At 66.8% G+C, this 24,100-nt stretch carries 27 protein-coding genes; 13 read left to right on the top strand and 14 right to left on the bottom strand.

Annotated elements, in window-relative coordinates; genetic code table 11:
• Positions 1 to 76: 76 nt before the first annotated feature.
• From ASE61_RS13105 to ASE61_RS13075, 7 genes are all read left to right on the top strand, one after another.
• Entirely contained in the window at positions 77 to 550 is a 474-nt protein-coding gene (locus ASE61_RS13105) for a RidA family protein (RefSeq protein ID WP_061967573.1), read from the top strand.
• Positions 550 to 1,329 (top strand): glycerophosphodiester phosphodiesterase family protein, encoded by a 780-nt coding sequence (locus ASE61_RS13100; protein WP_061967571.1) that lies wholly within the window; start codon positions 550 to 552, stop codon positions 1,327 to 1,329. Before ASE61_RS13105 ends, ASE61_RS13100 begins: the two co-directional genes overlap by 1 nt.
• Complete coding sequence (locus ASE61_RS13095) at positions 1,326 to 2,564, top strand: GNAT family N-acetyltransferase (protein ID WP_061967569.1); 1,239 nt, start codon at positions 1,326 to 1,328, stop codon at positions 2,562 to 2,564. Before ASE61_RS13100 ends, ASE61_RS13095 begins: the two co-directional genes overlap by 4 nt.
• Entirely contained in the window at positions 2,557 to 3,333 is a 777-nt protein-coding gene (locus tag ASE61_RS13090) for a 2'-5' RNA ligase family protein (RefSeq protein WP_061967567.1), read from the top strand. The genes ASE61_RS13095 and ASE61_RS13090 overlap by 8 nt, the downstream gene beginning before the upstream one ends.
• Before the next feature lie 89 nt (positions 3,334 to 3,422).
• On the top strand, positions 3,423 to 3,851 hold the full coding sequence (locus ASE61_RS13085) for an HIT family protein (protein WP_061967566.1): 429 nt from the start codon (positions 3,423 to 3,425) through the stop codon (positions 3,849 to 3,851).
• A 62-nt stretch (positions 3,852 to 3,913) separates the two neighbouring features.
• Positions 3,914 to 4,384 carry a carboxymuconolactone decarboxylase family protein gene (locus tag ASE61_RS13080; protein WP_061967564.1) on the top strand — a complete coding sequence of 157 codons (471 nt, stop codon included), beginning with the start codon at positions 3,914 to 3,916 and terminating at the stop codon, positions 4,382 to 4,384.
• Between the two features lie 19 nt (positions 4,385 to 4,403).
• Positions 4,404 to 5,297, top strand: coding sequence for a sigma-70 family RNA polymerase sigma factor (locus tag ASE61_RS13075; RefSeq protein ID WP_061968281.1), 894 nt, complete (start codon positions 4,404 to 4,406; stop codon positions 5,295 to 5,297).
• On the opposite strand, the gene ASE61_RS13070 is transcribed toward ASE61_RS13075, so the two are convergent.
• The 5 genes from ASE61_RS13070 to clpS form a co-directional block, all read right to left on the bottom strand.
• Positions 5,294 to 5,656, bottom strand: a complete 363-nt coding sequence (locus ASE61_RS13070) for an AzlD domain-containing protein (RefSeq protein WP_061967563.1) — start codon at positions 5,654 to 5,656, stop codon at positions 5,294 to 5,296. The genes ASE61_RS13075 and ASE61_RS13070 overlap by 4 nt on opposite strands.
• On the bottom strand, positions 5,653 to 6,375 hold the full coding sequence (locus tag ASE61_RS13065) for an AzlC family ABC transporter permease (RefSeq protein ID WP_061967561.1): 723 nt from the start codon (positions 6,373 to 6,375) through the stop codon (positions 5,653 to 5,655). The genes ASE61_RS13070 and ASE61_RS13065 overlap by 4 nt, the downstream gene beginning before the upstream one ends.
• Positions 6,376 to 6,523: 148 nt before the next feature.
• Positions 6,524 to 6,823 carry a hypothetical protein gene (locus ASE61_RS13060; RefSeq protein WP_061967559.1) on the bottom strand — a complete coding sequence of 100 codons (300 nt, stop codon included), beginning with the start codon at positions 6,821 to 6,823 and terminating at the stop codon, positions 6,524 to 6,526.
• 6 nt (positions 6,824 to 6,829) lie between these two features.
• Positions 6,830 to 9,355 (bottom strand): ATP-dependent Clp protease ATP-binding subunit ClpA, encoded by a 2,526-nt coding sequence (gene clpA, locus ASE61_RS13055; protein ID WP_061967557.1) that lies wholly within the window; start codon positions 9,353 to 9,355, stop codon positions 6,830 to 6,832.
• Positions 9,356 to 9,401: 46 nt separating this feature from the next.
• Entirely contained in the window at positions 9,402 to 9,761 is a 360-nt protein-coding gene (gene clpS / locus ASE61_RS13050) for an ATP-dependent Clp protease adapter ClpS (protein ID WP_082617444.1), read from the bottom strand.
• Positions 9,762 to 10,029: 268 nt separating this feature from the next.
• Between clpS and kdsA the strand changes: the two genes are divergently transcribed.
• Positions 10,030 to 10,902: a 3-deoxy-8-phosphooctulonate synthase gene (gene kdsA, locus ASE61_RS13045; RefSeq protein ID WP_061967555.1), complete on the top strand. Its 873-nt coding sequence runs from the start codon at positions 10,030 to 10,032 to the stop codon at positions 10,900 to 10,902.
• The gene (locus ASE61_RS13040; RefSeq protein ID WP_082617409.1) at positions 10,895 to 12,118 is read left to right on the top strand and encodes an MFS transporter; all 1,224 of its coding nucleotides are present in this window, start codon (positions 10,895 to 10,897) and stop codon (positions 12,116 to 12,118) included. The genes kdsA and ASE61_RS13040 overlap by 8 nt, the downstream gene beginning before the upstream one ends.
• On the opposite strand, the gene queF is transcribed toward ASE61_RS13040, so the two are convergent.
• Positions 12,103 to 12,558, bottom strand: a complete 456-nt coding sequence (gene queF / locus ASE61_RS13035; protein WP_061967552.1) for a preQ(1) synthase — start codon at positions 12,556 to 12,558, stop codon at positions 12,103 to 12,105. The genes ASE61_RS13040 and queF overlap by 16 nt on opposite strands.
• Positions 12,559 to 12,833: 275 nt before the next feature.
• Between queF and ASE61_RS13030 the strand changes: the two genes are divergently transcribed.
• Complete coding sequence (locus ASE61_RS13030) at positions 12,834 to 13,157, top strand: hypothetical protein (RefSeq protein WP_061967550.1); 324 nt, start codon at positions 12,834 to 12,836, stop codon at positions 13,155 to 13,157.
• Between the two features lie 200 nt (positions 13,158 to 13,357).
• Positions 13,358 to 14,641 (top strand): phosphopyruvate hydratase, encoded by a 1,284-nt coding sequence (eno, locus tag ASE61_RS13025; RefSeq protein ID WP_061967549.1) that lies wholly within the window; start codon positions 13,358 to 13,360, stop codon positions 14,639 to 14,641.
• A 23-nt stretch (positions 14,642 to 14,664) separates the two neighbouring features.
• On the opposite strand, the gene ASE61_RS13020 is transcribed toward eno, so the two are convergent.
• Complete coding sequence (locus tag ASE61_RS13020; protein ID WP_156407085.1) at positions 14,665 to 15,234, bottom strand: hypothetical protein; 570 nt, start codon at positions 15,232 to 15,234, stop codon at positions 14,665 to 14,667.
• Between the two features lie 219 nt (positions 15,235 to 15,453).
• On the opposite strand from ASE61_RS13020, the gene ASE61_RS13015 reads away from it, so the two are divergent.
• Positions 15,454 to 16,443, top strand: coding sequence for a DMT family transporter (locus ASE61_RS13015; protein ID WP_061967546.1), 990 nt, complete (start codon positions 15,454 to 15,456; stop codon positions 16,441 to 16,443).
• Here the strand turns inward: ASE61_RS13015 and ASE61_RS13010 are convergent.
• From ASE61_RS13010 to ASE61_RS12990, 5 genes are all read right to left on the bottom strand, one after another.
• The gene (locus ASE61_RS13010; RefSeq protein WP_061967544.1) at positions 16,357 to 17,142 is read right to left on the bottom strand and encodes a hypothetical protein; all 786 of its coding nucleotides are present in this window, start codon (positions 17,140 to 17,142) and stop codon (positions 16,357 to 16,359) included. The genes ASE61_RS13015 and ASE61_RS13010 overlap by 87 nt on opposite strands.
• On the bottom strand, positions 17,139 to 18,302 hold the full coding sequence (gene tgt / locus ASE61_RS13005) for a tRNA guanosine(34) transglycosylase Tgt (protein ID WP_061967543.1): 1,164 nt from the start codon (positions 18,300 to 18,302) through the stop codon (positions 17,139 to 17,141). The genes ASE61_RS13010 and tgt overlap by 4 nt, the downstream gene beginning before the upstream one ends.
• Before the next feature lie 82 nt (positions 18,303 to 18,384).
• A complete protein-coding gene (locus ASE61_RS13000; protein ID WP_082617408.1) occupies positions 18,385 to 18,741 on the bottom strand; it encodes an ArsC family reductase in 357 nt (118 codons plus the stop codon).
• Positions 18,742 to 18,753: 12 nt separating this feature from the next.
• Positions 18,754 to 19,461, bottom strand: coding sequence for a glutathione S-transferase N-terminal domain-containing protein (locus ASE61_RS12995; protein ID WP_061967541.1), 708 nt, complete (start codon positions 19,459 to 19,461; stop codon positions 18,754 to 18,756).
• Positions 19,462 to 19,579: 118 nt separating this feature from the next.
• The gene (locus ASE61_RS12990) at positions 19,580 to 20,164 is read right to left on the bottom strand and encodes a 2'-5' RNA ligase family protein (RefSeq protein WP_061967539.1); all 585 of its coding nucleotides are present in this window, start codon (positions 20,162 to 20,164) and stop codon (positions 19,580 to 19,582) included.
• Between the two features lie 204 nt (positions 20,165 to 20,368).
• Between ASE61_RS12990 and ASE61_RS12985 the strand changes: the two genes are divergently transcribed.
• Entirely contained in the window at positions 20,369 to 21,748 is a 1,380-nt protein-coding gene (locus ASE61_RS12985) for a M20/M25/M40 family metallo-hydrolase (protein ID WP_061967538.1), read from the top strand.
• A gap of 248 nt (positions 21,749 to 21,996) precedes the next feature.
• On the opposite strand, the gene ASE61_RS12980 is transcribed toward ASE61_RS12985, so the two are convergent.
• Both ASE61_RS12980 and ASE61_RS12975 read right to left on the bottom strand, forming a co-directional pair.
• A complete protein-coding gene (locus tag ASE61_RS12980; protein ID WP_061967536.1) occupies positions 21,997 to 22,779 on the bottom strand; it encodes an enoyl-CoA hydratase/isomerase family protein in 783 nt (260 codons plus the stop codon).
• 12 nt (positions 22,780 to 22,791) lie between these two features.
• Positions 22,792 to 23,985: a CaiB/BaiF CoA transferase family protein gene (locus ASE61_RS12975; protein ID WP_061967534.1), complete on the bottom strand. Its 1,194-nt coding sequence runs from the start codon at positions 23,983 to 23,985 to the stop codon at positions 22,792 to 22,794.
• Positions 23,986 to 24,100 lie beyond the last annotated feature (115 nt).

Raw genomic sequence — 24,100 nt, 5'->3', positions numbered from 1 at the left:
TGCTTGCGAGGCCCGCCGGCTTCGGCCATGAAAGGCATGCCCGAAGGCACCCTGCCTCGCTCGCGGAGCCAAGCTCATGAACGCCGCCGACACCCGCCTCGCCGAACTCGGCATCACCCTGCCATCCCCGGCCGCGCCCATCGCCAACTATGTGCCCTATGTGATCACCGGCAACCTGCTGGTCATCTCCGGCCAGATCTGCTTCGGGCTCGACGGCAAGCTCGCGGACAAGCACAAGGGCAAACTCGGCGCCGAAATCTTCAACGAGGCCGGCCTCGAAGCCGCCCGCCTCTGCGCCATCAACGTTCTCGCGCAGGCCAAGGCCGCGCTCGGCGGCGATCTCGGCCGCATCGTGCGCTGCGTCCGCCTCGGCGGCTTCATCAATGCCACCCCGCATTTCGCCGCGCTCCCGGCGATCATGAACGGCGCCTCCGACCTGATGGTCGAGGTGCTCGGCGACAAGGGTCGCCATGCCCGCTCGACCGTGGGCGTCGCCGAATTGCCGGCCGATGCCGCCGTCGAAGTCGAAGCGATGTTCGAGATCGCCTGATGACAGCGGGAACGCTCAAGGACGCCGGCCGGCCCGATCTCGGCTGGCTGGTGGCGAAGCCGATCGCCCATCGCGGCCTGCATGATCTGGCAGCCGGCGTGATCGAGAACAGCCCCTCCGCCGCCACGGCCGCGATCGCCGGCGGCTTCGGCATCGAATGCGACGTCCAGCTCACCGCCGATGGCGAAGCGGTCGTGTTCCATGATTTCGTGCTCGACCGGCTGACGGGCGAGACGGGAGCCGTCGTCGCGCGCAAAGCTGCGGAACTCACTGCAATCACGCTCAAGGGTTCGAGCGACAAAATCCTGACGCTGTCGGCCTTCCTCGACCTGATCGGCGGGCGCGTGCCGCTCGTGGTCGAGATCAAGAGCCGCTTCGACGGCGATCTCGCCCTCACCAAGAGGACGGTCGAAGTCCTGACGGGCTACAAGAGCCATCCGATCGTGATCAAGTCCTTCGATCCCGCGATCGTGACGGCTTTGCGCGAACTCGCCCCCGAGATTCCGCGCGGCATCGTCGCGATGAACGCCTATGATTACGGCGATTACGACAAGCTCTCACCGGAGCGGAAGCATGCTCTGGCCAACCTCCTGCACTTCACCGAGAGCCGGCCGGACTTCATCTCCTGGAAGGTCACGGATCTGGAAAGTGCCGCGCCCTATCTCTGCCGCAACGCGCTGGGGCTCCCTCTGATGAGCTGGACGGTGCGCACGCCGGAAGAGCGGCAGCGGGCCGCCGCCATGGCCGACCAGATGGTCTTCGAGGGCTTTCGCCCTTGAGCGAAGCGGGGAACGGCGATCTCACCGTTCGTGTCGCGACCTCCCTCAAGGCCGTCCCCGCAGGCGCATGGAACGCCTGCGCCAATCCCCACGCACTGGCGGACGCAATCTCGGCGTCCGCCACGCCTTCGGATGCTCCCGCGCTAGACCGGGACAATCCCTTCGTCAGCCATGAATTCCTCATGGCGCTGGAGGACAGCCGCTGCATAGGCGGCCGCACCGGCTGGTCGCCGGCCTATCTCCTGGTCGAGGATGAGGCCGGCCAGCTCCTGGCCGCAGCACCCAGCTTCCTGAAGAGCCACAGCCAGGGCGAATATGTCTTCGACCATGGCTGGGCTGATGCCTATGAGCGCGCCGGCGGGCGCTATTACCCCAAGCTGTTGGTCGCGGCGCCCTTCACCCCGGCAACCGGTCCGCGCCTGCTGGTCGCGGACGGCCCGCGCGCCGATGAGGCCCGCGCCGCCCTGATCGACGGGCTGGAGGCGCTGCGGGGGCAGACTCAATCCTCCTCGGTCCATGTCACCTTCGCGCAGGAGCCGGACATCGCCGCCCTGCAACAGGCCGGCTATATCGAGCGCAACGATCTGCAGTTCCATTGGCAGAACGAGGCCTTCGGCAGCTATGACGACTTCCTCGCGACGCTGGCCTCACGCAAGCGCAAGGCGCTGAAGCGCGAACGGCGCGAAGCGCTTTCGGCCGGCATCAGTATCGATGTCCTCTCCGGCAATGATCTCACCGAGGCGGTCTGGGACGATTTCTTCTCGTTCTACGAGGATACCGGCGCGCGCAAATGGGGCCGGCCCTATCTCAACCGCGCGTTCTTCTCAGCGGTCGGCGCGGCGATGGGCGAGCGCATCGTGCTGGTGATGGCTAGGCGCGCCGGGCGCCATATCGCCGGCGCCATCAATTTCCGCGGCGCCAACACCCTCTACGGCCGCAACTGGGGCTGCATCGAGGACCATCCCTTCCTGCATTTCGAGGTCTGCTACCATCAGGCCATCGACTATGCGATCGCGCATGGCCTCGCCCGCGTCGAGGCCGGCGCGCAGGGCGAGCACAAGTTGGCGCGCGGCTATCGGCCGGTGATCACCCGCTCGCTGCACCAGATCGCCGATCCCGGCCTGCGCCGCCCCGTCGCCGCCTATCTCGCGCAGGAGCGCGAGCAGATCGCGGCAGCGCGCGAAGCGCTGGCAGCCGAAAGCCCCTTCCGCAAGACGGGCACCGCCGATGACTGACGCCCCCCTTGCAAGCCCGGTCTCCGCGACGCCCGTCTTCTGCGAGGACAACGAACTCGGCTATCGCCGCAGCCTCACCGATTTCACGAGCCCGCTGACGCTCGACGAGAGCTACCGGCTGGCGCATCTGCCATTGGTTGCCCCAGAGCATCCCGACATCATTCCCCGGCGCGAAGGCAAGTTCTACGAGATGGGCCGGCACCCGGCGGTCTACTCGCTGGTCCTGCCGTTGGAAGACCAGGCCTTGCGCGCCTCTCCAGCTTTCCTCGCGCTGGAGAACGAGCTGAAGGCGGCCCCCTTCGCCGGCAAGATCGCCTGGGACATCCTGCCGAAGCGGCAGGACCGCCTGCACGCGACAATCTGCGGCTCGCTCAGCCTCGCCGAGGCTCCGGCGATTACCGCGGAAACCCGCGAAGCCCTGCGCCGGATCGAGCCCTTCACGGTCGAGCTGCGCGGGCTCTTCTCCGGCAACGTCAATCGCGGCCGACTCTATCTCGCGGTCTATCCGGAGAAGCGCGCCGGCCTGAACACGTTGCAGCAGGTACAGGCCGCCTTCGACCGGGCGCCGGGCGACCTCTGGCTCGTCGGGCTCTACAACCTCACCGACGATCTCGATGCGACTGAGACCGCGGCGCTGGCCGACATCATCACACGCTGGTGGAACAAGCCTTTGCTCAACCTCGCCGTGACGGAGTTTCAGGTGATGGGCGCGCAAGACGACCTCGTGCTCGACGCCCATGTCGAAGCGCTGCTGCTGCTCGGCGCCTGAGGCGGGGGCATCAGCCGGTTCGCGGCCTTGACGCCCCGGCTGGCGCGCCGCAGCTTGCGCCTTCCGTTTTCGATCCTGCCGGACCCGCCATGACCGCCTATGATCCGTCCAATGTCTTCGCCAAGATCCTGCGCGGCGAACTGCCCTCCCACACCGTCTATGAGGACACTGATACCCTCGCGATCATGGACATCATGCCGCGCGCCGACGGCCATGTGCTGGTGGTCCCCAAGGCTGCCTGCCGCAATGTCTTCGATGCCCCCGCCGATGCGCTCAAGGCGGTGGCGCTGACCACCCAGAAGCTGGCGCGCGCCGTGAAGGCCGCGTTCTCGGCCGAAGGCGTCACCATCCAGCAGTTCAACGAGGCGGCCGGCGGCCAGGTCGTGTTCCATCTCCATGTTCATGTCATGCCGCGCTTCGAGGGCGTGGCACTGCGCCCGCATACCGGCGCGATGGAGAGAAACGAGGTGCTCGCCAGCAATGCCGAGAAAATCCGCGAGGCCCTGAAAAAAATCTGACGGGCCATGTCACAGCGGGGTGAGCTGCCTCGTCTTGTCGTCATCAACCGATGGAGACAATCATGAGCCAACGCCTCAACGCCTTCCAGATCGCGCCCGAAGCCTACAAGGCCATGCTGGTCCTGCAGGACTACGTCAACAAGTCGGCGCTGGAGCACAGCCTGATGGAGCTGGTGAAGATCCGCGCCTCGCAGATCAACCGCTGCGCCTATTGCCTGCACATGCATGTGCTCGACGCGCGCAAGGCCGGCGAGACCGAGGCGCGCATCAACCTGCTCAATGCCTGGGAGGAATCCGAGCTCTATACGCCGCGCGAGCGCGCCGCCCTGCGCTGGACGGAAGAGCTGACCCGCGCCTCCGAGCGCAGCCCGAGCGACGCCGCCTATGCCGAGCTCCGCGAGCATTTCAACGAGAAGGACAGCGTCGACCTGTCCTTCGCCATCGGCGCGATCAACACTTGGAACCGCGTCAATGTCGGCTTCCGCACGCGCCATCCGGCCGACCGGCCGCACAAGACCGAGGCTGCCGCCTGATGACACCAACCCGGCGCGCATGACAGGCGCGCCTGCCAGCCCTTTCGAGGCGAACCGGTCCTACCTGACCCGCCTCGCCTACCGCATGCTCGGCTCGCTCAGCGACGCCGAGGATGTGGTGCAGGATGCCTGGCTGCGCTGGCATGGCGCTGCGCCCGAGGCGATCGCGAACCCGCGCGCCTGGCTCGGGCGCGTGGTCACGCGGCTCTGCCTCGACCTGATGAAATCGGCGCGGCGCAAGCGCGAGACCTATGTCGGCGCCTGGTTGCCCGAGCCCTTGATCGAGGCCATCGGCGGCGCGCCCAGCGCCGACGAGGCGATCGACGTGCCCTATGCGCTACAGCTCGCGCTGGAACGGCTCTCGCCATTGGAGCGCGCCGCCTTCCTGCTGCACGACGTCTTCGACCTGCCCTTTTCGGAGATCGCCGATACGCTCGGGCGCAGCGAGGCGACCTGCCGGCAGCTCGTTTCACGGGCACGCCGCCATGCGAGGGAGGAGGACGGCCCGCGCCATCCGCTCTCGCCTGACGAAGTGCGTCGCTACGCCCAGGCCTTCTTCCAGGCCGCTCACAGCACCGATGCCACGATCCTGAAGAGCATGCTCGCCCATGACGCAGTGCTGCGCGCCGATGGCGGCGGCAAGGTCAATTCAGTGCTGAACCCGATCCTCGGCAGCGACAAGATCGGCCGATTCTTTGAAGGCATCGGCCGCCATGTCCAGCGGGAAGGCCGTTCGACCACACGCTATGAATTCGTGATGATCAACGGCCTGCCCGGCTATGTCAGCCTGGAGCGCGGCGAGACCGTGCAGGCCACGGCCTTCGACATCCGCGACGGGCGCGTCACCGCGGTCTACATCATCCGCAACCCCGACAAGCTCGGCCATGTCCGGCGGTTGCTGGAAGCAGCCTAACCTGCCGCGAAGAGCCAGACGCCGCCGATCAGGATCATTTCACCGGCGAGCACCGCGAGCATCATCCGGCGCTTGTCGAACAGCATGACGGCGGCCGCCGCCGCCAGCGCTGCGACGCGCACCCATCCCGGAGCCGCCGCGAGCACGCCCGGCGGCGAGACCATCAGCTTGGCAACGATCCCGGCAAGCAGCGCGGTCGCGACCGCCCTCACCCATTCGAGCAACGGCGAATCGTTGGAGAGCCCGCGCGAGAAGCCCACCGCAAGCCAGCGCCAAATCTCCGTCGGCAGCACGGCGAACAGCATCAGCGCGAGATAGGGCCAGAGCGGCCCGTCGAGCATGGCGATCGGCTGGGTCATGCCGGCTTCCGTTTCCGCCCGATGAGAAAGGCCAGGCTTCCGGCGGCGAGCCCGGCGACGATCAGGTCGAAGCCGCCGCCGATGAAGTGCTCGCAGACCGGAGCGAAGGCCAGCCCGAGGATCAGCGCGGCCACATCGCCGCGATGGCGCAGGCCTGCGATCAGCGAGACCAGGAAGAACATCGGCGTGAGGCAGAGCAGCCCTGCAGCGAACGGGATCGGAAGCGCGCCCAGCAGGTAATAACCGGCGAAGGTGCCGATCGAACTCACCACCATGCAGGTGCTGGCGAAACCGAGGAAATAGGCGACGCGCTGATGCGGGGCGATGGCCGGCAGGCGCCGCAGGCCCTCGCTCCAGGCGGTGACCGCGACGAAGTGAGCAAGGAGAAGCTGCTGCCAGATGCCCTGGCCGGGCCGACGCAGCAGCGGCAGGATCGCCATCGTCATCGGCAGGAAGCGCAGCGAGGCGAAGGCGATCGCGATCACGATCGCGCTCCAGGCGGCACCGGCTGCGATCGAGGCGAAGAACAGCACCTGCGAGGGGCCGGCCCAGACCAGGATCGTGGAGAGCACGGCGACATCGACGGGGTAGCCGACATCGCGGGCGAGCGAGCCAATGCCGATCAGCCCGAAGCCGACGATCCAGGCCGGCAGCATCAGCGCATCGCGCATGCCCGCCAGCGCGACACGCTGCCAGCTCCAGTCGGCGGATACGCTCATGAGGCCATCGGGGCGGAGTGGGTTCGACAGGGTTCCGGCCCGGAACAGTTCGAGCCCATTCCTCTATCGCTCATGCACGCGACGCTTGCCTAGCCACTGGCAGGCCGGCCGGCTCTGCATCTCCTGCAAGAGCGGCTCGCGCCGCCTCTCAGCCTTTGCCGCCCTTCATCGCGATGGCGATGATCTCGTTGGCGAAATCGATCAATTCCTTGGGGATGCCACCGACAGCCTGGACGCCCAGATAGATCAGGTAGATGAGGGCCGGCACCAGGATCCAGCCCAGCACTTCCTCGAAAATCTTGCGGCGGCGTCGGCGGCGGTCGCGCTTTTCGAACCAGCCGAGCTTTTCCTTGGCCGGGCGAGCGGGAGCCGGAGCCGGGGCCGGAGCCTCCTGAAGCACCTCGCCGCTCTCGGCGGCGAGGCTTGCGGTCTTTCGTTTGAACAGCACGGTGCCTTACGCCTTCGTCAGCGGGACCTTGGGAACGGTGCGGACGGTCTTGGCCGAGGCCTTCGCTGCGCCACCCGTCCCACCCGGAGTGCCGCCACCTTTAGGCGCTCGCCGCGGCGGAGTCTTGGTCGTTTTGCCGGTGGCAGCCGCTTTCGCGCGCGGCTTCGGCACACGCTTGGCGGTTGCCGCCTCGACATCCTTCTCCGGCTTGGGCCTGGCCGGCCCGTCCGGGAATTCGAGGCCGAGCACCTTGATGCCGGTCTCGGACTGGACGACGACGACCTTCACGGCCCCGCCGTTCTTCAGGCGCCCGAACAGCACCTCGTCGGCGAGCGGCGTCTTGATCGTCTGCTGGATCAGCCGTGCCATCGGGCGGGCGCCCATCGCCTCGTCATAGCCGTTCTCGACAAGCCATTCGCGCGCCTCGTCCGAGAGCTCGATCGTGACGTTGCGGTCGGCGAGCTGCGCCTCAAGCTGGAGTACGAACTTGTCGACGACGCGGGCGACCACCGTCTTCGGCAGGTGACCGAAGGAGATGACCGAGTCCAGCCGGTTGCGGAATTCCGGCGCGAACAGCTTGTTGATCGCCTCGGTATCGTCGCCCTCGCGCTTGGTCCGGGTGAAGCCGTAGGCGTTGCGCGCCATATCGGCGGCGCCGGCATTGGTCGTCATGATCAGGATGACGTTCCTGAAATCGACCTGCTTGCCGTTATTGTCGGTCAGCTTGCCGTGGTCCATCACCTGCAGGAGGATGTTGAACAGGTCGGGATGGGCCTTCTCGATCTCGTCGAGCAGCAGCACGCTATGCGGATGCTGGTCGATCTGGTCGGTCAGGAGCCCGCCCTGGTCGAAGCCGACATAGCCGGGCGGCGCGCCGATCAGTCGCGAGACGGTGTGGCGCTCCATGTATTCCGACATGTCGAAGCGGATCAGCTCGACGCCGAGCGAAGAGGCGAGCTGGCGCGCGACCTCGGTCTTGCCGACGCCGGTCGGCCCGGCGAAGAGGTAGCTGCCGATCGGCTTCTCGCCGTCGCGCAGGCCCGCGCGGGCGAGCTTGATCGCCGAGGACAGCGCCTCGATCGCCTTCTCCTGGCCGTAGACCGTGCGCTTCAGCGTGGTCTCGAGGTTGCGCAGCACCTCGGCATCGTCCTTCGAGACGGTCTTGGCCGGGATGCGGGCCATGGTCGCGATCGCGGCCTCGATCTCCTTGACCCCGATCGTCTTCTTGCGCTTGGCCTCGGTCACCAGCATCTGCGAGGCGCCGGTCTCGTCGATCACGTCGATCGCCTTGTCCGGCAGCTTGCGGTCATGGATGTAGCGGGCCGAGAGCTCCACCGCCGCCTTGATGGCGTCGTTGGTGTAGCGCAGCTTGTGGAACTCCTCGAAATAGGGCTTCAGTCCCTTGAGGATCTCGATCGTGTCCGGCACCGAGGGTTCGTTGACGTCGATCTTCTGGAAGCGGCGCACCAGCGCCCGGTCCTTCTCGAAATACTGGCGGTATTCCTTGTAGGTGGTCGAGCCGATGCAGCGCAGCGAGCCCGAGGCCAGCGCGGGCTTGAGCAGGTTCGAGGCGTCCATCGCGCCGCCCGAGGTCGCACCGGCGCCGATCACCGTGTGGATCTCGTCGATGAACATGATCGCCTTCGGGTGCTGCTCGATCTCCTTCATCACCTGCTTGAGGCGCTCTTCGAAATCGCCGCGATAGCGCGTGCCGGCGAGCAGCGTGCCCATGTCGAGCGAGAAGACGGTCGCGTCCTCCAGCACCTCGGGCACTTCGCCGCGCGTGATCTTGAGGGCCAAGCCCTCGGCGATCGCGGTCTTGCCGACGCCGGGGTCGCCGACCAGCAGCGGGTTGTTCTTCTGGCGACGGCACAGGATCTGGATCGTGCGCTGCACCTCGGCCTCGCGGCCGATCAGCGGATCGATGCGCCCGTCCCTCGCCTTCCGGTTGAGGTTGACGCAGTAAGCGTCGAGCGCGCTTTCCTTTTTCTTCTTGTCCTTGTCCTCGGTCTGGCCCTGCTCGGCGCGCTGCTCGCGCTGCGGTTCGCCCTCCTCCTCGGAGCCGCGGACAGGCCGGCTCTCGCTCGCGCCGGGGCGCTTGGCGATGCCGTGGCTGATGTAGTTGACCGCGTCGTAGCGGGTCATGTCCTGCTCCTGCAGGAAATAGGCGGCGTGGCTCTCGCGCTCGGCGAACATCGCGACGAGCACGTTCGCGCCGGTCACCTCTTCGCGACCGGACGACTGGACATGGATCACCGCGCGCTGGATGACGCGCTGGAAGCCGGCGGTCGGCTTGGAATCGTCACGCCCGTCGGTGACAAGATTGGTCAGTTCCGCGTCGATATAGTCGACGAGATTGCGCCTGAGCAGGTCGAGATCGACGCTGCAGGCGCGCATCACCGCGGCCGCGTCCTGGTCGTCGACCAGCGCAAGCAGGAGGTGTTCGAGGGTGGCGTATTCGTGACGGCGCTCGTTGGCCAGAGCCAGAGCCCGGTGAAGCGCCTGTTCGAGACTGCGCGAGAAACTCGGCAAGGGGCGCGCTCCTATCTGATTTCCAAAAGAACTCGATGACCCAAGACTACTTTTTCTCCATCACGCATTGCAGCGGATGCATGTGCTTGCGCGCCAGATCCATGACGAGCGTAACCTTGGTCTCGGCGACTTCGTAGGTAAAGACGCCGCATTCGCCGACGCCGTTCTGATGCACATGCATCATGATCTGCGTGGCTTCGGAGCGGTCCTTGTTGAAGAAGCGCTCCAGAACGTGAACGACGAACTCCATCGGCGTGTAGTCGTCGTTGAGCAGCAGGACACGATAGAGATTGGGCTTGCGCGTCCGCGTCCGGGTGAGGACGGCAGTGCCGCTGCCCTCGCGCCCGTTGCCTTCGCGCCCGCCGCCATCGTTCGGCGGCTGGCCGCGCCTGGGGCGGTCGGCCATGGTGAGCCCGTCGCCCGCGCGCACCGGACGCCCTGCCTGGCTTGCCCTGTCCTGGCCTGACTGCATCATTCCCGTCCGCGCCGTATCCATCGATCCTGCATCGCCACCCGAGATAGTGCTTCGCCTGTGAATTTACAGACCTCGCCCCTGCTTCGCCAGCCCGTTTGAAGGCAGGCTTGATCCATAAGCTGTCCGCAGGGCAGCCCTGACTTGACCCGGCAGGGCTCACAGACATAAGCCCGGCAGCCCGCCGGACAAGGACGCCGCCATGACTCCCAACGCCATCGTGACCATCGGCGAGGATCTCGCCCGCCCTGTGCGCTTCGGCAATGCATTGCCGCTCGCCCTGATCGCCGGACCCTGCCAGATGGAAAGCCGCGACCACGCGCTCGAATGCGCGCTGGCGCTGAAGGAGATCGCGGCGGAGCTGAATATCGGCCTCGTCTTCAAGGCCTCCTTCGACAAGGCCAACCGCACCAGCGTCAAGGGCGCCCGCGGTATGGGAATGAAGGCCGGCCTGCCCGTCTATGCCGAGATCCGCGAACGCACGGGCCTGCCGGTCGTGACCGATGTCCACGAAGCCGATCAATGCGCACCCGTGGCCGAAGTGGTCGACATCCTCCAGATCCCGGCCTTCCTCTGCCGCCAGACCGACCTGCTCGTCGCTGCCGCGAAGACCGGCCGCGTCGTCAACGTCAAGAAGGGCCAGTTCCTCGCGCCCTGGGACATGGTCAATGTCGCGGCCAAAGTGACCGAGAGCGGCAACCCGAACGTGATGCTGACCGAGCGCGGCGCCTCCTTCGGCTACAACACGCTGGTCTCCGACATGCGCGCCCTGCCGACCATGGCCGAGATCGGCGCGCCCGTGATCTTCGACGCCACCCATTCGGTGCAGCAGCCCGGCGGCAAGGGCGCCTCGACCGGCGGCCAGCGCGAATTCGTGCCGGTGCTGTCCCGCGCGGCGGTCGCCGTCGGTGTCGCCGGCCTCTTCATCGAGACCCATCCCGATCCCGACAAGGCACCGTCGGACGGCCCCAACATGGTGCCGCTATCGGAGTTCAAAGCGCTGATCGAGGAGCTTCAGGGCTTCGACCGCCTGGCCAAGTCGCGGACCGCCCCGGCGGCCGTCGCTAATGTCTGAACCCGCTTCGTCGGCAGACCCATCGACGACATCGCTACGAACGCTCGTTCTCGTCCTGGGAGCCTGTGGCTTCGCCTCGACCTTCACCATGCGGCTCATCGATCCGCTGGTGCCGACGCTCGCCGGTCATTTTGCCCGGTCGATCGCGCAGGTCGCGGTGATGGCGACGGCATTCTCCTTCTCATACGCCTTCGGGCAGCCGATCCTCGGCCCCATCGCCGACGCCGTCGGCAAAATCCGCACGATCGGCACCTGCCTCGCCCTTCTGGTCCTGCTGTCGATCGCCTGCTCCTTCGCGCCGAATTTCGAGGCCTTGCTCGCGCTGCGCGCCGCCAGCGGGATCGTCGCCGGTGGGATCATCCCGATCGCGATGGCGGCGATCGGCGATCGCGCGACCATGGCACAGCGCCAGATCACGCTCGGCCGCTTCACCGTCATCATGATCTTCGGTCAGATGGCGGGCGCCGCCTGTTCCGGCGTGATCGCCGAATATGTCGGCTGGCGGGGCGTCTTCCTGATGGCGGGCGGCATTGCCGGGCTCGCGCTCCTGATGCTTACCTTGACGATGCGGCCCCGTGCCGGCGCGGTACGTCGCCGTCCGACACTGCGGGGAGCGGTCGCCAGTTACGCGGCCGTCTTCTCGAACCCGCGCTCGAAGCTGCTCTATGCGCTGGTCATCACCGAAGGCAGCCTGATCTTCGGCATGCCTCCCTTCGTCGCCGCGATTCTGCAGGAGCGGGCCGGCATCGGCCCGTCGCTCGCCGGGTTGGTCATCGCCGGAACCGGCATCGGCGGGCTGATCTACGGTCTCTCGACCCGTATCCTGGTCGACCGGATCGGCCCCGCCCGCATGCCGATTGTCGGCGGCGTCCTGATGGCGATCGGCTATGGGCTGTTTGCGCTGCCCTTCCTGCCGTGGTGGAGCGCCGTGCCCTTCTTCGTGGTCAACGGCTTCGGCTTCTTCCTGATGCACGGCACGTTCCAGGCGCAGGCGACCGAACTCGCCCCCGAGGCCCGTGGCTCGGCCGTGTCGCTCTTCGCCTGCTCGCTTTTTGCAGGCCATGCGCTCGGCCCCGTGCTGATGGGCACAGCGCTCGCCCTGCTCGGCACGACCGGCGCCGTCAGCCTTTTTGCCGTCGGGATCGGACTGCTCGGCTTTGCCGCGCCGCGCATCCTGCCGATGCTCGGCGCGGCTGAGGCTCAGCGCCCGCGATAAGGCGCGACGCCCTGGTCGGGGAGCCAGAGGCCCTTGGGCGGCTCCCCCGTCTGCCAGAACACGTCGATCGGGATGCCGCCGCGCGGATACCAGTAGCCGCCGATGCGGAACCATTCCGGCTCGAGCAGGTCGACCAGCCGCTTGCCGATACCGACGGTGCAATCCTCGTGGAAAGCGCCGTGGTTGCGGAACGAGGCGAGATAGAGCTTCAGCGACTTCGACTCGACCAGCCATTTGCCCGGCAGATAGTCGATGACGAGGATGCCGAAATCGGGCTGTCCGGTGACCGGGCAGATCGAGGTGAATTCCGGGCAGGTGAAGCGGGCGAGATAATGCGTCCCGGCATGCGGATTGGGCACGCGGTCGAGCCGCGCCTCTTCCGGCGAGGCGGGCAAGGCGCTGCTCTGGCCGAGCTGCAAGGTCGAGGCGTCGATGGTCATGGGATGCTCCTGGATTTGGCGGGGTTCTAGAGCATCTCCGGCCGATATGGGAACTGCCGCCGTTTGCGGCATGGGAAAGCAGTCCAGCCCGGCGCCCGCAACTGTGCGAACGACCACCCGTTCGCAAATGAAGCGTTCGATGAAAGCCTCAAGTTCTGCGCAATTAAGCCGGGTTGTTTGCTTAAATATTTCCGGAATTTCCACACGCATATTTGTGCGGATAGGCAGCATGTTCCAGGTCTAACTCGCGCAATCAGAAGCCTAGACCGAACTCCATGATCATTGCCGGCATCTTGTTCCTGATCGGCCTTCTGATCGGCTTGTCCTACGGCTATCCGGCCATCATTCTCGCCAGCGCCGCGGTCACGCTCATCGCTTTCCCGACATGGATCATCCGCGGCGAGCTCGGCCTGTTCGTCGTGCTCGTCTGGATCGGATACCTCTTCGCCCTCCAGGCCGGCTTCCTGCTCGGCGGCTATCTCGGCCTGCCGGAAGAGGAACAGGACCTACCAGAGCCAGACCGGCCGCCCCGCAGCGAGGCAAAGACCCGCCCACCACAGGACGGTCAGGCCGGACCAGAACAGGACAGAGGCGAGTGAGGGTCGGCGGCGGTTAGGCATGGTCTGGAACATGATCGTTTCCCGATGGGACGAAGCGTCGGAACAACCGGTCAATCCGCAAGCCGCGCGCCATCGGGGGCCGCCCCACCGGCACCGGCCTGCCAATTGAGGCTTTCCCCGCGGCAGGCTGTTGGCTAGAAGCGCCTTATCCATTCGCCCCGCCTCTCCCGGAGCCTGCCATGACCGCGATCATCGACATCATCGGACGCCAGATCCTCGATTCCCGCGGCAATCCGACGGTCGAGGTCGATGTCGTGCTGGAAGACGGCTCGATGGGCCGCGCCGCCGTTCCGTCGGGCGCTTCGACCGGCGCGCATGAGGCGGTCGAGCTGCGCGACGGCGACAAGTCGCGCTATCTCGGCAAGGGCGTGCTCAAGGCGGTCGAGGCGGTCAACGTTTCCATCGCCGAAGCGATCGTCGCCATGGATGCCGAGGACCAGACCGCGATCGACCAGGTGATGATCGATCTCGACGGCACCCCCAACAAATCGAAGCTCGGCGCCAACGCCATCCTCGGCGTCTCGCTCGCCGTCGCCAAGGCCGCTGCAGAGGCCTCCGGCCTGCCGCTCTACCGCTATGTCGGCGGCACCTCGGCCCGCGTCCTGCCCGTGCCGATGATGAACATCGTCAATGGCGGCGCCCATGCCGACAACCCGATCGACTTCCAGGAATTCATGGTGATGCCGATCGGCGCGCCCTCCTTCGCGGAAGGCCTGCGCATGGGCTCGGAAATCTTCCACACGCTGAAGAAGAAGCTGCACGACGCCGGCCACAACACCAATGTCGGCGACGAGGGCGGCTTCGCCCCGAACATCAAGTCGGCCGAGGCCGCGCTCGATTTCGTCATGCAGGCGATCGAGACCGCCGGCTACAAGGCGGGCGAGGATGTCGCGCTGGCGCTCGACTGCGCCGCGACCGAGTTCTTCAAGGACGGCGCTTACGTCTACGAGGGCGAGCGCAAGACGCGCGATCCCAAGGCGCAGGCCAAGTACCTCGCCAAGCTCGTCGGTAATTACCCGATCGTCTCGATCGAGGACGGCATGGCCGAGGACGACTGGGAGGGCTGGAAGGCGCTGACCGATCTCGTCGGCTCGAAGTGCCAGCTCGTCGGCGACGATCTCTTCGTCACCAATGTCACGCGCCTGTCGCAGGGCATCAGGACGAAGACGGCGAACTCGATCCTGGTCAAGGTCAACCAGATCGGCTCGCTGACCGAGACCCTCGCCGCCGTCGAGATGGCGCAGCGCGCCGGCTACACCGCGGTGATGTCGCACCGCTCGGGCGAGACCGAGGATGCGACCATCGCCGACCTCGCGGTCGCCACCAATTGCGGGCAGATCAAGACCGGCTCGCTCGCCCGCTCGGACCGGACCGCGAAGTACAACCAGCTGCTGCGCATCGAGGAAGAGCTCGGCGCACAGGCCGTCTATGCCGGCCGCTCGGCGCTGAAGGCGCTGGCCTGATCGAAAGCCTCACGCTGCCGCGCTCACCAGCGCGGCAGCAGGCCGTTCGCCTGCGTCAGGGTCCATGAGCCTGCCGCCTGCATGCTTCCGGCCGCACCGGACACCGCGTCGGCGACCTTCATCACCGGCGCGACGACGAACTGGCGCAGCGATGAATCGGCGGGCTCGCCGCCAGACGATTCCGCATCCGTGACAGCCGCCGGAGGCAGGATCACCAGGGGCGCGCCGATCGCCTGCCCCTTTGTCTTGGACAGCACCGCCAGACGGCGCGGCGGCAATGTTGCCACGTTCACGGCAACACGCGCCCGGGCCTGAGCGGCACCCTGCGATGGCGTCCAATCGCCCTCCTCAGGCCAGGCAAGCGACATGGGCATCGCCAGCGCCGCAGGCGTGAGCGGACGTCCGACCTCGAAACTCCCCTCATCGACCCATCCGGTTTCCGCGAGCCGGTCGCCGATCTTGCCGTCGCGCAGCAAGGTCAGGGCTGGCGCCTTGGCACGATCGGGCGCCGCGTCGGATAGGAGAGCCGGCACCATCACCAGCAGGGCCGTCGCCGTCGCGATGCCCAGGGAGAGCAACAGGTCGCTCCCCAATCGCGCCGCCATCGTGGCCGGCGCGGGAAAATCAGATTGTCTCGACATCGGTTGCGCTCCGCATCGCTGCGCCCCTTGAACCTCACGGCGCAAGGAAGCCGTCGCGTCTGGGCACCAGCAGGGCCGAAACGGGGCGCAAATACGGTCTGCCGCCGCACGCGCGGGCGCCATGCGCGCCGGCCCGTAACCGGCCCGATCGCCCGGCGCTAGAGAGGGGCGATGGATCAGATCACCCCCGCCACGATGCTCGAGACCGATGCGAGGGTGCGCCGTCGCAAGCGCCTCGCGGCTCTGGGCATGCTGCTGGCGGTGCTGATCTACGGCTCCAATTTCGTCATCAGCCGCCACGCCGTGCTCAACGGCTTGACCCAGCACGACCTGATGGCGCTGCGCTTCGCCATCGCCGGCCTGCTGCTCCTGCCGGTCTTCCTGCGGCCGGGCCTGGCCTCCTGCGGCGGCGTCGGCTGGAAGCGCGGGTTCTGGCTCACGCTGAGCAGCGGCTTCCCGATGACCTATCTGATGCTGACCGGCCTCACCATGGCCCCCGCCGCCCATGGAGCGACGATCGGGCCGGGCACGGTGACGATGATCGGCATCATCGGCTCCGTCGTGATGTTCGGCGCCGCCCTGACCGGGCGGCTCATGATCGGCGTCGCAGGCGTGCTCGCTGGCCTGATCTGTCTCGGCATCGCCGGCAGTGCGGGCGCGAGCGCCATGACGCTGCGCGGCGACCTCTGCTTTCTCGGCGTCGGGCTGCTCTGGGGTTTCTATCCGCTGCTGATCCAGCTCTGGCAGGTCGACGGGCTGAAGGCGACGGCGATCGTCTCGGTCCTGTCGCTCATCTACCTGCCGATCTATTTCCTGTTCTATTTTCGCGGCTTCGACGTCGCGCCCTGGTGGGTTCTCGCCTTGCACGGCTTCAACCAGGGCGTGCTCAACGTCATCGTCGGCCTCTGGGTCTGGGGCTGGGCCGCGCATGTGCTCGGACCGTCCGTGGTCGGACGTTTTCCGCCGCTGATCCCGGTCACCGGTACGCTGCTGGCCATCCCGATCCTGAGCGAGATCCCCTCCTCGCTTCAGCTCGTCGGCATCGTGCTGATCATCGGCGGCCTGTTCGTGGCGTCATGGCGCCGACCGACGCGCCAGTCCAAGCAGGATCAGGTTCCAGATCACGGCAATGGCGAGGCCGAGCCCCAGCGCCGTCCATGAGCCCCAGGGCACGGCGGCGAGATGCACAGCAGCCAGCCCCAGCCCGGCACCCAGCAATCCGAGTGCGCTGCTCCCGATGACCGCCGCCGCGGCCGGGCCGCCGGCGCGCGTATGCAGAATGATGATCAGGCTCGACAGGATGATCGGCAGGCCGGCGAGGATGCCGGACCATTGCGGGCCGACGCGTTCGCTGAGGCCGGTCACGATGCCGACCAGCGCCGCGACGCAGGCCGCGCGGATCGGGATGGCATAGCGCGAAATCCCGGCCGGCGGCTTGGCGCGCACTTTGAGATAGGGCCGCACCAGCTGGTGCACGACGAACAGCGCCAGCACGGTCAACATCGTGAGCGGGAGCACAGGCAGCGCCATGCTGCGGAGAGCCAGCAGCAGCACCGTCCAGATCGCCAGCGCTCCGCCGAGGGAGGCGACCACGCCATGGCGCTGGGCCAGCAGCACATAGCTCAGCACGAAGCTGGCATGGGTGGCATTGGCATTCATCGTGCCGAGCGCGGCACCCGCGATGAAATCCGGGCCATGGTCGAGCGCCAGGAAGACGAGGACCGGTCCAAGCGAGATCGGCAAGGTCGCGATCATCGCCGCCATCAACGGCCCGGCGCGCTCGGCCAGCATCGAGCAACTCACGACCACCGAGGCCGCGAGCGCCATCTTGAGAGGCAGCAGGGCGAGGCCCGTGCTCAAGCCGGCTCGCCCCTTTCCCAGCCTTCGCGGGTCTCCGCGATGAAATCGTCGAGCCGCCCGGCAGCGATGGCCGAGCGCAGGCCTGCCATCAGATCCTGGTAATAGGCGAGGTTCACCCAGGTCAGCAGCATCTTGCCGAGCATCTCCTCGGCCTTGACGAGATGGTGCAGATAGGCGCGCGACCAGCTGTTGGCAGCCGGGCAGGAGGATTGCTCGTCGATCGGGCGCGGGTCTTCGGCGTGCTTGGCGTTCTTCAGGTTCATCCGGCCGAAGCGGGTGAAGATCTGGCCATGGCGCCCGGCCCGCGTCGGCATCACGCAATCGAACATGTCGATGCCGCGCGCCACTGATTTCACGATGTCGTCGGGCGTGCCGACGCCCATCAGGTAACGCGGCTTCTCCTGCGGCAGATGCGGCTCGACCGTCTCGATCATCGCCAGCATCACGTCCTGCGGCTCGCCGACGGCGAGACCGCCGACCGCATAGCCCTTGAGGTCCATCGCCGCGAGCTCTCGCGCACTCTCGACGCGCAGATGTGGCACGTCCCCGCCCTGCACGATGCCGAACAGTGCCCGTCCGGGATGGTCGCCGAAAGCCGTTTTGCAGCGCTCGGCCCAGCGCAGCGACAGCCGCATCGCCTTCTCCGCGACCTTCTCCTCGCAGGGCAGCGCCACGCATTCGTCGAGCTGCATCACGATGTCGGAGCCGAGCAGGTTCTGGATCTCGACCGAGCGCTCCGGCGTCAGCACATGCTTCGAGCCGTCGATATGCGAGCGGAAGGTCACGCCCTCCTCGGTCAGCTTGCGCAGATTGGCGAGCGACATCACCTGGAACCCGCCGGAATCCGTCAGGATCGGGTGCGGCCAGTTCATGAATTTGTGAAGGCCGCCGAGCTTCGCGACACGCTCTGCACCGGGCCGCAGCATCAGGTGATAGGTGTTGCCGAGCACGACATCTGCGCCGAGCGCCCTCACCTGCTCGGGATACATGCCCTTGACGGTCGCGGCGGTGCCGACCGGCATGAAGGCCGGCGTGCGGATGACGCCGCGCGGCATGCTGATCGCGCCGGTGCGCGCGGCGCCGTCGCGAGCGGCGACCTTGAAGGTGAATTCGGGTGTGGCAGCGATTTCGGGCTGCAGGGCTTGGGGCTGAACGGTCATGGCCAGCGAGGTAGAGCAGCGCGCGGGTTTAGGGAAGAGACCCGCGCGCCGGATGGCCGTTCCGCCCCGTCATGGGCGGGCTTTAGCCCTTCGGCACAGCCGCCTCGTAGATCTCCGGCTTGAAGCCGACGATCGTCTTGCCCTTTCCGAGATCGAGCACCGGCCGCTTGATCATCGAGGGCTGCGCCAGCATCAGCGCGATCGCCTTTGCGGCATCGAGCCCCTGCTTCTCGGCATCGGGGAGCGCACGGAAGGTGGTGCCGGCGCGGTTCAGCACCGTCTCCCAGCCGTGTTCCTTGACCCAACGCTCAAGCGAGGCCTTGTCCACCCCGCTCGCCTTGTAGTCGTGAAACGCAATGGCGACGCCATGGCCGTCGAGCCAGGAGCGCGCCTTCTTCATCGTGTCGCAGTTCTTGATGCCGTAGATCGTGATAGCCACGTCGCGAACCTCTCAGGCCGGACGCTTCGGGCTGTCGAGGCCGCGCTGCACGGCCGGGCGCGACAGGCAGCGCTCCAGCCAGATCGGCACATGGGTCAGCTTGGCATAGTCGACGAGCTCGCCCGCGCCATAGAACCCGACGAGATTGCGCACCCAGCCGAGGATCGCGATATCGGCGATGCTGTAGTCGTCGCCCATGATCCAGGTATGGCTCGCCAGCCGGCTCTCCAGCACGCCGAGCAGGCGCTTGCTCTCGTTGGCGTAGCGATCACGCGGGCGCTTGTCCTCGTATTCGCGGCCAGCGAATTTATGGAAGAAGCCGAGCTGGCCGAACATCGGCCCGATCGCCGCCATCTGGAAGAACACCCACTGGATGGTCTCGTAGCGGGCGGCAGGGTCCTTCGGCAGGAGCTTGCCGGTCTTCTCGGCGAGATAGAGCAGGATCGCGCCGGATTCCCACAGACCGAAGGGCTTTCCGTCCGGGCCATTGGGATCGATGATCGCGGGGATCTTGCCGTTGGGGTTCAGCGACAGGAATTCCGGCCCCCAGGTCTCGTTCTTGCCGATATCGATGAGATGCGGCTCGTAGGGGAGTTCCAGCTCCTCCAGAGCGATTGAAACCTTCACACCGTTCGGCGTCGGCAGCGAATAGAGCTGGATGCGGTCGGGATGCGCGGCGGGCCAGCGCTTGGTGATCGGGAAAGCGGAGAGATCGGCCATGACAGGCTCCGTCTGAATCGGGTGAGGCTTCGGCCGCGAACGATAGAGCCGGCCACGTTCAAAGCAACGGCGCACGGCCGCGATTGCCGCAAACCGTCCTTGCATGGCTGCATGGAGTTCAGTCGAGCGGCCAAGTGCCCAGGATTACGTACTTCCTGTTATCGATGCTCTCGATCAACACGAACTCGCGCACCTGCCAGCGCAGTTCGGGTAGATCGATCGGCTCCCGACGTTTCCGGTCATAGAAAAGCGTCACATGCGGCTGAAAGCTCGACCCATCGACCTTCAGACCGGCGTGCCGCAAGGCATCGAGGAGTGTAGCGGACAAGCTCTTGGCAGCGAGTAAATCCGCCCGCGTCGTGAGAGAAAATGCGTAGTTCGGTGCTGCTCCGAAGCTCGCCGCCTGATTGAACATGACGGCGAAAGAGGTCTTCCGGATTGCGTCGGCCACCGTGCGCGCCATCGCGATGCTCTGCCCGAAAGCCCCATCGGGAGCAGCGATGCCTCGCAACGTCACATGATACTGGTCCGGTTCGCGCAGCGGTCTCACGGGATGAAGCTGCTTGTGCAGGTGATGCGCCAAGCTCTCGATCCGTGACTTCGCTTCCGCGTCAGGAAGGAGCGCGAAGAAATAGCGGGGCGGGCGGCGGCCTTCTCGCGGCCGAAACTCTCGCCCACCATCGAGGTCGAGAACGAGCTGCATCGCCGCATAATAGAACAAATCAAGAACAAGACAAGCCACACGCTGCCCAGCGAAAATCGCAAGGCGGCCAGTCGCCGCGACAGCCCTGCCCGCGCTTGAGCACCACCGGCCCCACGTCTAGGCTGCCCGTGGTGGCCGCACGGCCGCCGCTTGCGCCCCCCGCTCGGCGGGCGGCACGGATTCCTCTCCTGTCAGGCATTGGCTATGGCTTCCTCAGACGCACTCGCCGCGGTCTTCGACCATATCGAGACCAATCGCAGCACTTTCCTCGACCGCCTCATCGCCTATCTGCGCCACCCCAGCATCAGCGCCGAGAATATCGGCATCGCCGAGGTCGGCCGGCTGCTCGTCGACATGCTCACGGAAATCGGCCTCGAAACCAGCCTGATCCCGACCGAAGGCCATCCGGTCGTCGTGGCGCGCTGGGAGAAGGCGCCGGGCAAGCGGACCGTGCTGCTCTACGGCCATTACGACGTGCAGCCGCCGGACCCGCTCGACAAATGGGTCTCGCCGCCCTTCGAGCCGACGATCCGTGACGGAAGGCTCTATGCGCGCGGCGTCGGCGACAACAAGGGCCAGCATTTCGCCCAGATCCTCGCGATCGAGTCCCATCTCAAGGTCCATGGCGAGCTACCTTGCAACGTCATCCTCGTGCTTGAGGGCGAGGAGGAGATCGGCAGCCCGAACATCGCCGGCTTCGTGCGCGCCAACCCGCATCTGCTCAAGGCCGACCTCGCCGTCACGGCCGACGGCCCGCGCCATGCCAGCGGCGCGCCCTCGATCAAGTTCGGCTCGCGCGGCGTCGTCTCCTTCGACCTGCGCTGCCGCCATGCCAGCCGCGACGTCCATTCCGGCAATTTCGGCGGCGTCGTGCCGAACCCGATCTGGACGCTGGTCCATCTGCTCGCGACCATGAAGAACCCCGAGGGCGAGATCACCATCGAGGGCCTGCACCACGACATCGAGCCGCCGACGGCGGAGGAGCTGGAGGCGGTCGCGCGCCTGCCGCTCGACATCGAGGCCTTCAAGAAGGGTGTCGGCCTCGCGCGTCTCGATGCGCCGGCCGACCGGCCCTTCTACGAGCGCCTCTGCTTCCGGCCCACGCTGACGATCAACGGCTTCCATGGCGGCTATGGCGGGCCGGGCACCAAGACCGTGCTGCCGAACGAGGCGCTGGTGAAATGCGATATCCGCCTCGTCGAGGCGCAGGAGCCGGAGGACATCCTGCGCAAGGTCAAGGCTCACGTTGAGAAGCACGCGCCGGAGGTCGAATTCATCGCCGAGGAGAAGGGCATGCAGCCCTCCAAGACCTCGATCGCCTCGCCCTATACCGCGCCGCTCCGCCGCGCCTTCGTGGCGGCTCAGGGCGAGGAGCCGCTATTGATCCCGGCCGGTTTCGGCAGCCTGCCGAACTACGTCTTCACCAAGATTTTGGGCATCCCCGCCTTCGTGACGCCCTACGCCAATCACGACGAGGCCAACCACGCCCCCAACGAGAACATGACGCTGGACTGCTTCCATAGCGGCGTTCGCACCGGCGCAGCCCTGCTGCACGAGCTCGGCCAGTTGGGGAAACGAGCCTGAGGCTGCCCCCATAGAACGACGTCATGGTCGGGCTTGTCCCGCCCATCCACGTCTTCCTTCATCAAGGGCAGCGTTCAAGGCGTGGATGCTCGCCCCAAGGGCGAGCATGACGTCGAGGGCGTCATTCTCGGGCGAAGCGGAGGCCCGAGAATCTCAGGCAGGATGAGGTTCAAGCAGCCTCTTCCGGCAGGAGATGCTCGGGTCAGGCCCGAGCATGACGCCACGGTTCCGGTGAAAACCGGCAGCCGTTACCGCCCTGTCCAGTTCGGCGTCCGCTTGCCCAGGAAGGCTTCCATGCCCTCACGGAAATCGGCGCTGGTGTAGCAGAGCGTCACCAGATCGTGGCCGTCGACACCTGCGGCAGCGGCGGCGGTCAGGCGGCGCATCGCCTCCTTGGTCGCGCGCATCGTCAAGGGCGCATGGCCGGCGATGGTTTGCGCCAGCTCGCCGGCCCGCCGCATCAGCGCCTCATGATCCGGCACCAGCTCGTTATAGAGGCCGATCCGCGCGCCCTCCTCCGCCTCGACCAGTCTGGCGGTGAAGACGATGTCCTTGACCCGCGCCGGGCCGAGAATGGCGTAGAGCCGCCCGTAATTCTCCATCGACAGGCAATTGCCGAGCGTGCGCGCGATCGGGAAGCCGAAACGTGCGGTCTGCGTCGCGATGCGCAGGTCGCAGGCGAGCCCGATCGCCGCACCGCCACCGGTGAAGGCACCGGAGATCGCGGCCAGCGTCGGCACCGGGCAGCTCTCGATCGTGCCGATCACGGTCTCGATCCGCTCCTCATAGGCCAGCGCATCCTCGGCGCCGGAGAAGGCTCGGAACTGGGCGATGTCGGTGCCGGCCGCGAAGGCCTTGTCGCCCGCCCCGGTCATGACGATGACGCGCGGATCGCCATGGGCGGCCGGGTCGCGGCAGATTTCGGCGATGCGCTCATACATGGCGAAGGTCAGCGCGTTGCGCGCCTGGGGCCGGTTGAGCGTGATCGTGCCGACCCCGCCCTCGACCGCATACAGGATTTCGTCGTTCACGCAGGCTCTCCGTCAGATCACGCCATCGGCCCGCAAGCGCGCGAGCCCGGTTTGGTCATAGCCGAGTTCGGCCAGGATCTCGTCGTTATGCGCGCCGGCCGCAGGCGTCGGCGTCGCGACATCGGCCGGCGTGCGCGACAGCGTCACCGGTTGGCCGATCAGGCGGATATCGCCGAGCTCGGGGTGGTTCAGCGGCTTGGCGATGCCGAGATGGCGCACCTGCGGGTCCTCGAACATCTCGTCGACCGCATAGATCGGTCCGGCCGGGACGCTATGGCGCTCCATCGCCTCCAGCCAATGGGCGCTGTCGGCCGCGGCGAAGACTTCCTCGATCAGTTCCCGCAGTTCCGGCCGGCGGGCGAAGCGCTTCTCCGAGCTGTCATAGCGCGCATCCAAGCCCCATTCCGGCCGCCCGATCGCCCGGCAGAACGCGCGCCATTGCTCCTCACCGCCGACACCGAGATTGATCGCGCCGTCGCGCGTGCGGTAGACACCCATCGGCGTCTGGTAGGGGTGGTCGTTGCCGGATTGCGGCGGCACCGAGCCTTCGACGAGATAACGTGCGGCCTGGAAATCCATCATCGCGATCTGGGCTTCGAGCAGCGAGGTCTGCACCCACTGCCCCTTGCCCGAGACCGCCCGCTCCTGCAGAGCGACCAGCGCGCCGACCGCGCCATAAAGCCCGGCCGAGGAATCGGCGAGCGCGATTCCCGCCCGCACTGGCCCCTGGCCGGGCAGCCCGGTGACCGACATCATCCCGCCCATGCCCTGCGCGATCTGGTCGAAGCCGGCACGCGTCCGGTACGGGCCGGACTGGCCGAAGCCGGAGATCGAGACCAGGATCAGCCGCGGATTGCGCGCATGCAGCGTCTCGAAATCGAGCCCGAGCCGCTCCTTCACGTCCGGACGGAAATTCTCGACGACGAGATCGGCCTCGTCGACGAGCGTCATCAGGATCGCCTTGCCTTCGGGCGTCTTGAGGTTCAGCGCGAGCGAGCGCTTGTTGCGATGCAGGTTCTGCATGTCGTAGCCGAGGCGCGGCCCGCTCATGTTCTCGTTGGGATCGAGCCCCGGCGGGCTCTCGACCTTGATCACGTCGGCCCCGAAATCGGCGAAGACGCGCACGCAGGTCGGCCCGGCCCGCACCCGCGTCAAATCCAGCACCTTGAGTCCGGCAAGCGCGGTGGACGGTCTCGGCTGCGGCATCGGTCTTCGCTCCCTGTTGGGGCGAACTATCCGGTACGGCGTGCGGCGCGGTCAATGGCGCCGTGCATGCTGCATGCAGGAGCGGAGCGCATGGCGAAAAGCGCCCGGCTTGAGG

It is taken from the genome of Allobosea sp. Root670, from assembly GCF_001429415.1.
GTDB classification, from domain to species: domain Bacteria; phylum Pseudomonadota; class Alphaproteobacteria; order Rhizobiales; family Beijerinckiaceae; genus Allobosea; species Allobosea robiniae.
This window is presented reverse-complemented; position numbering and strand designations above follow the sequence as displayed.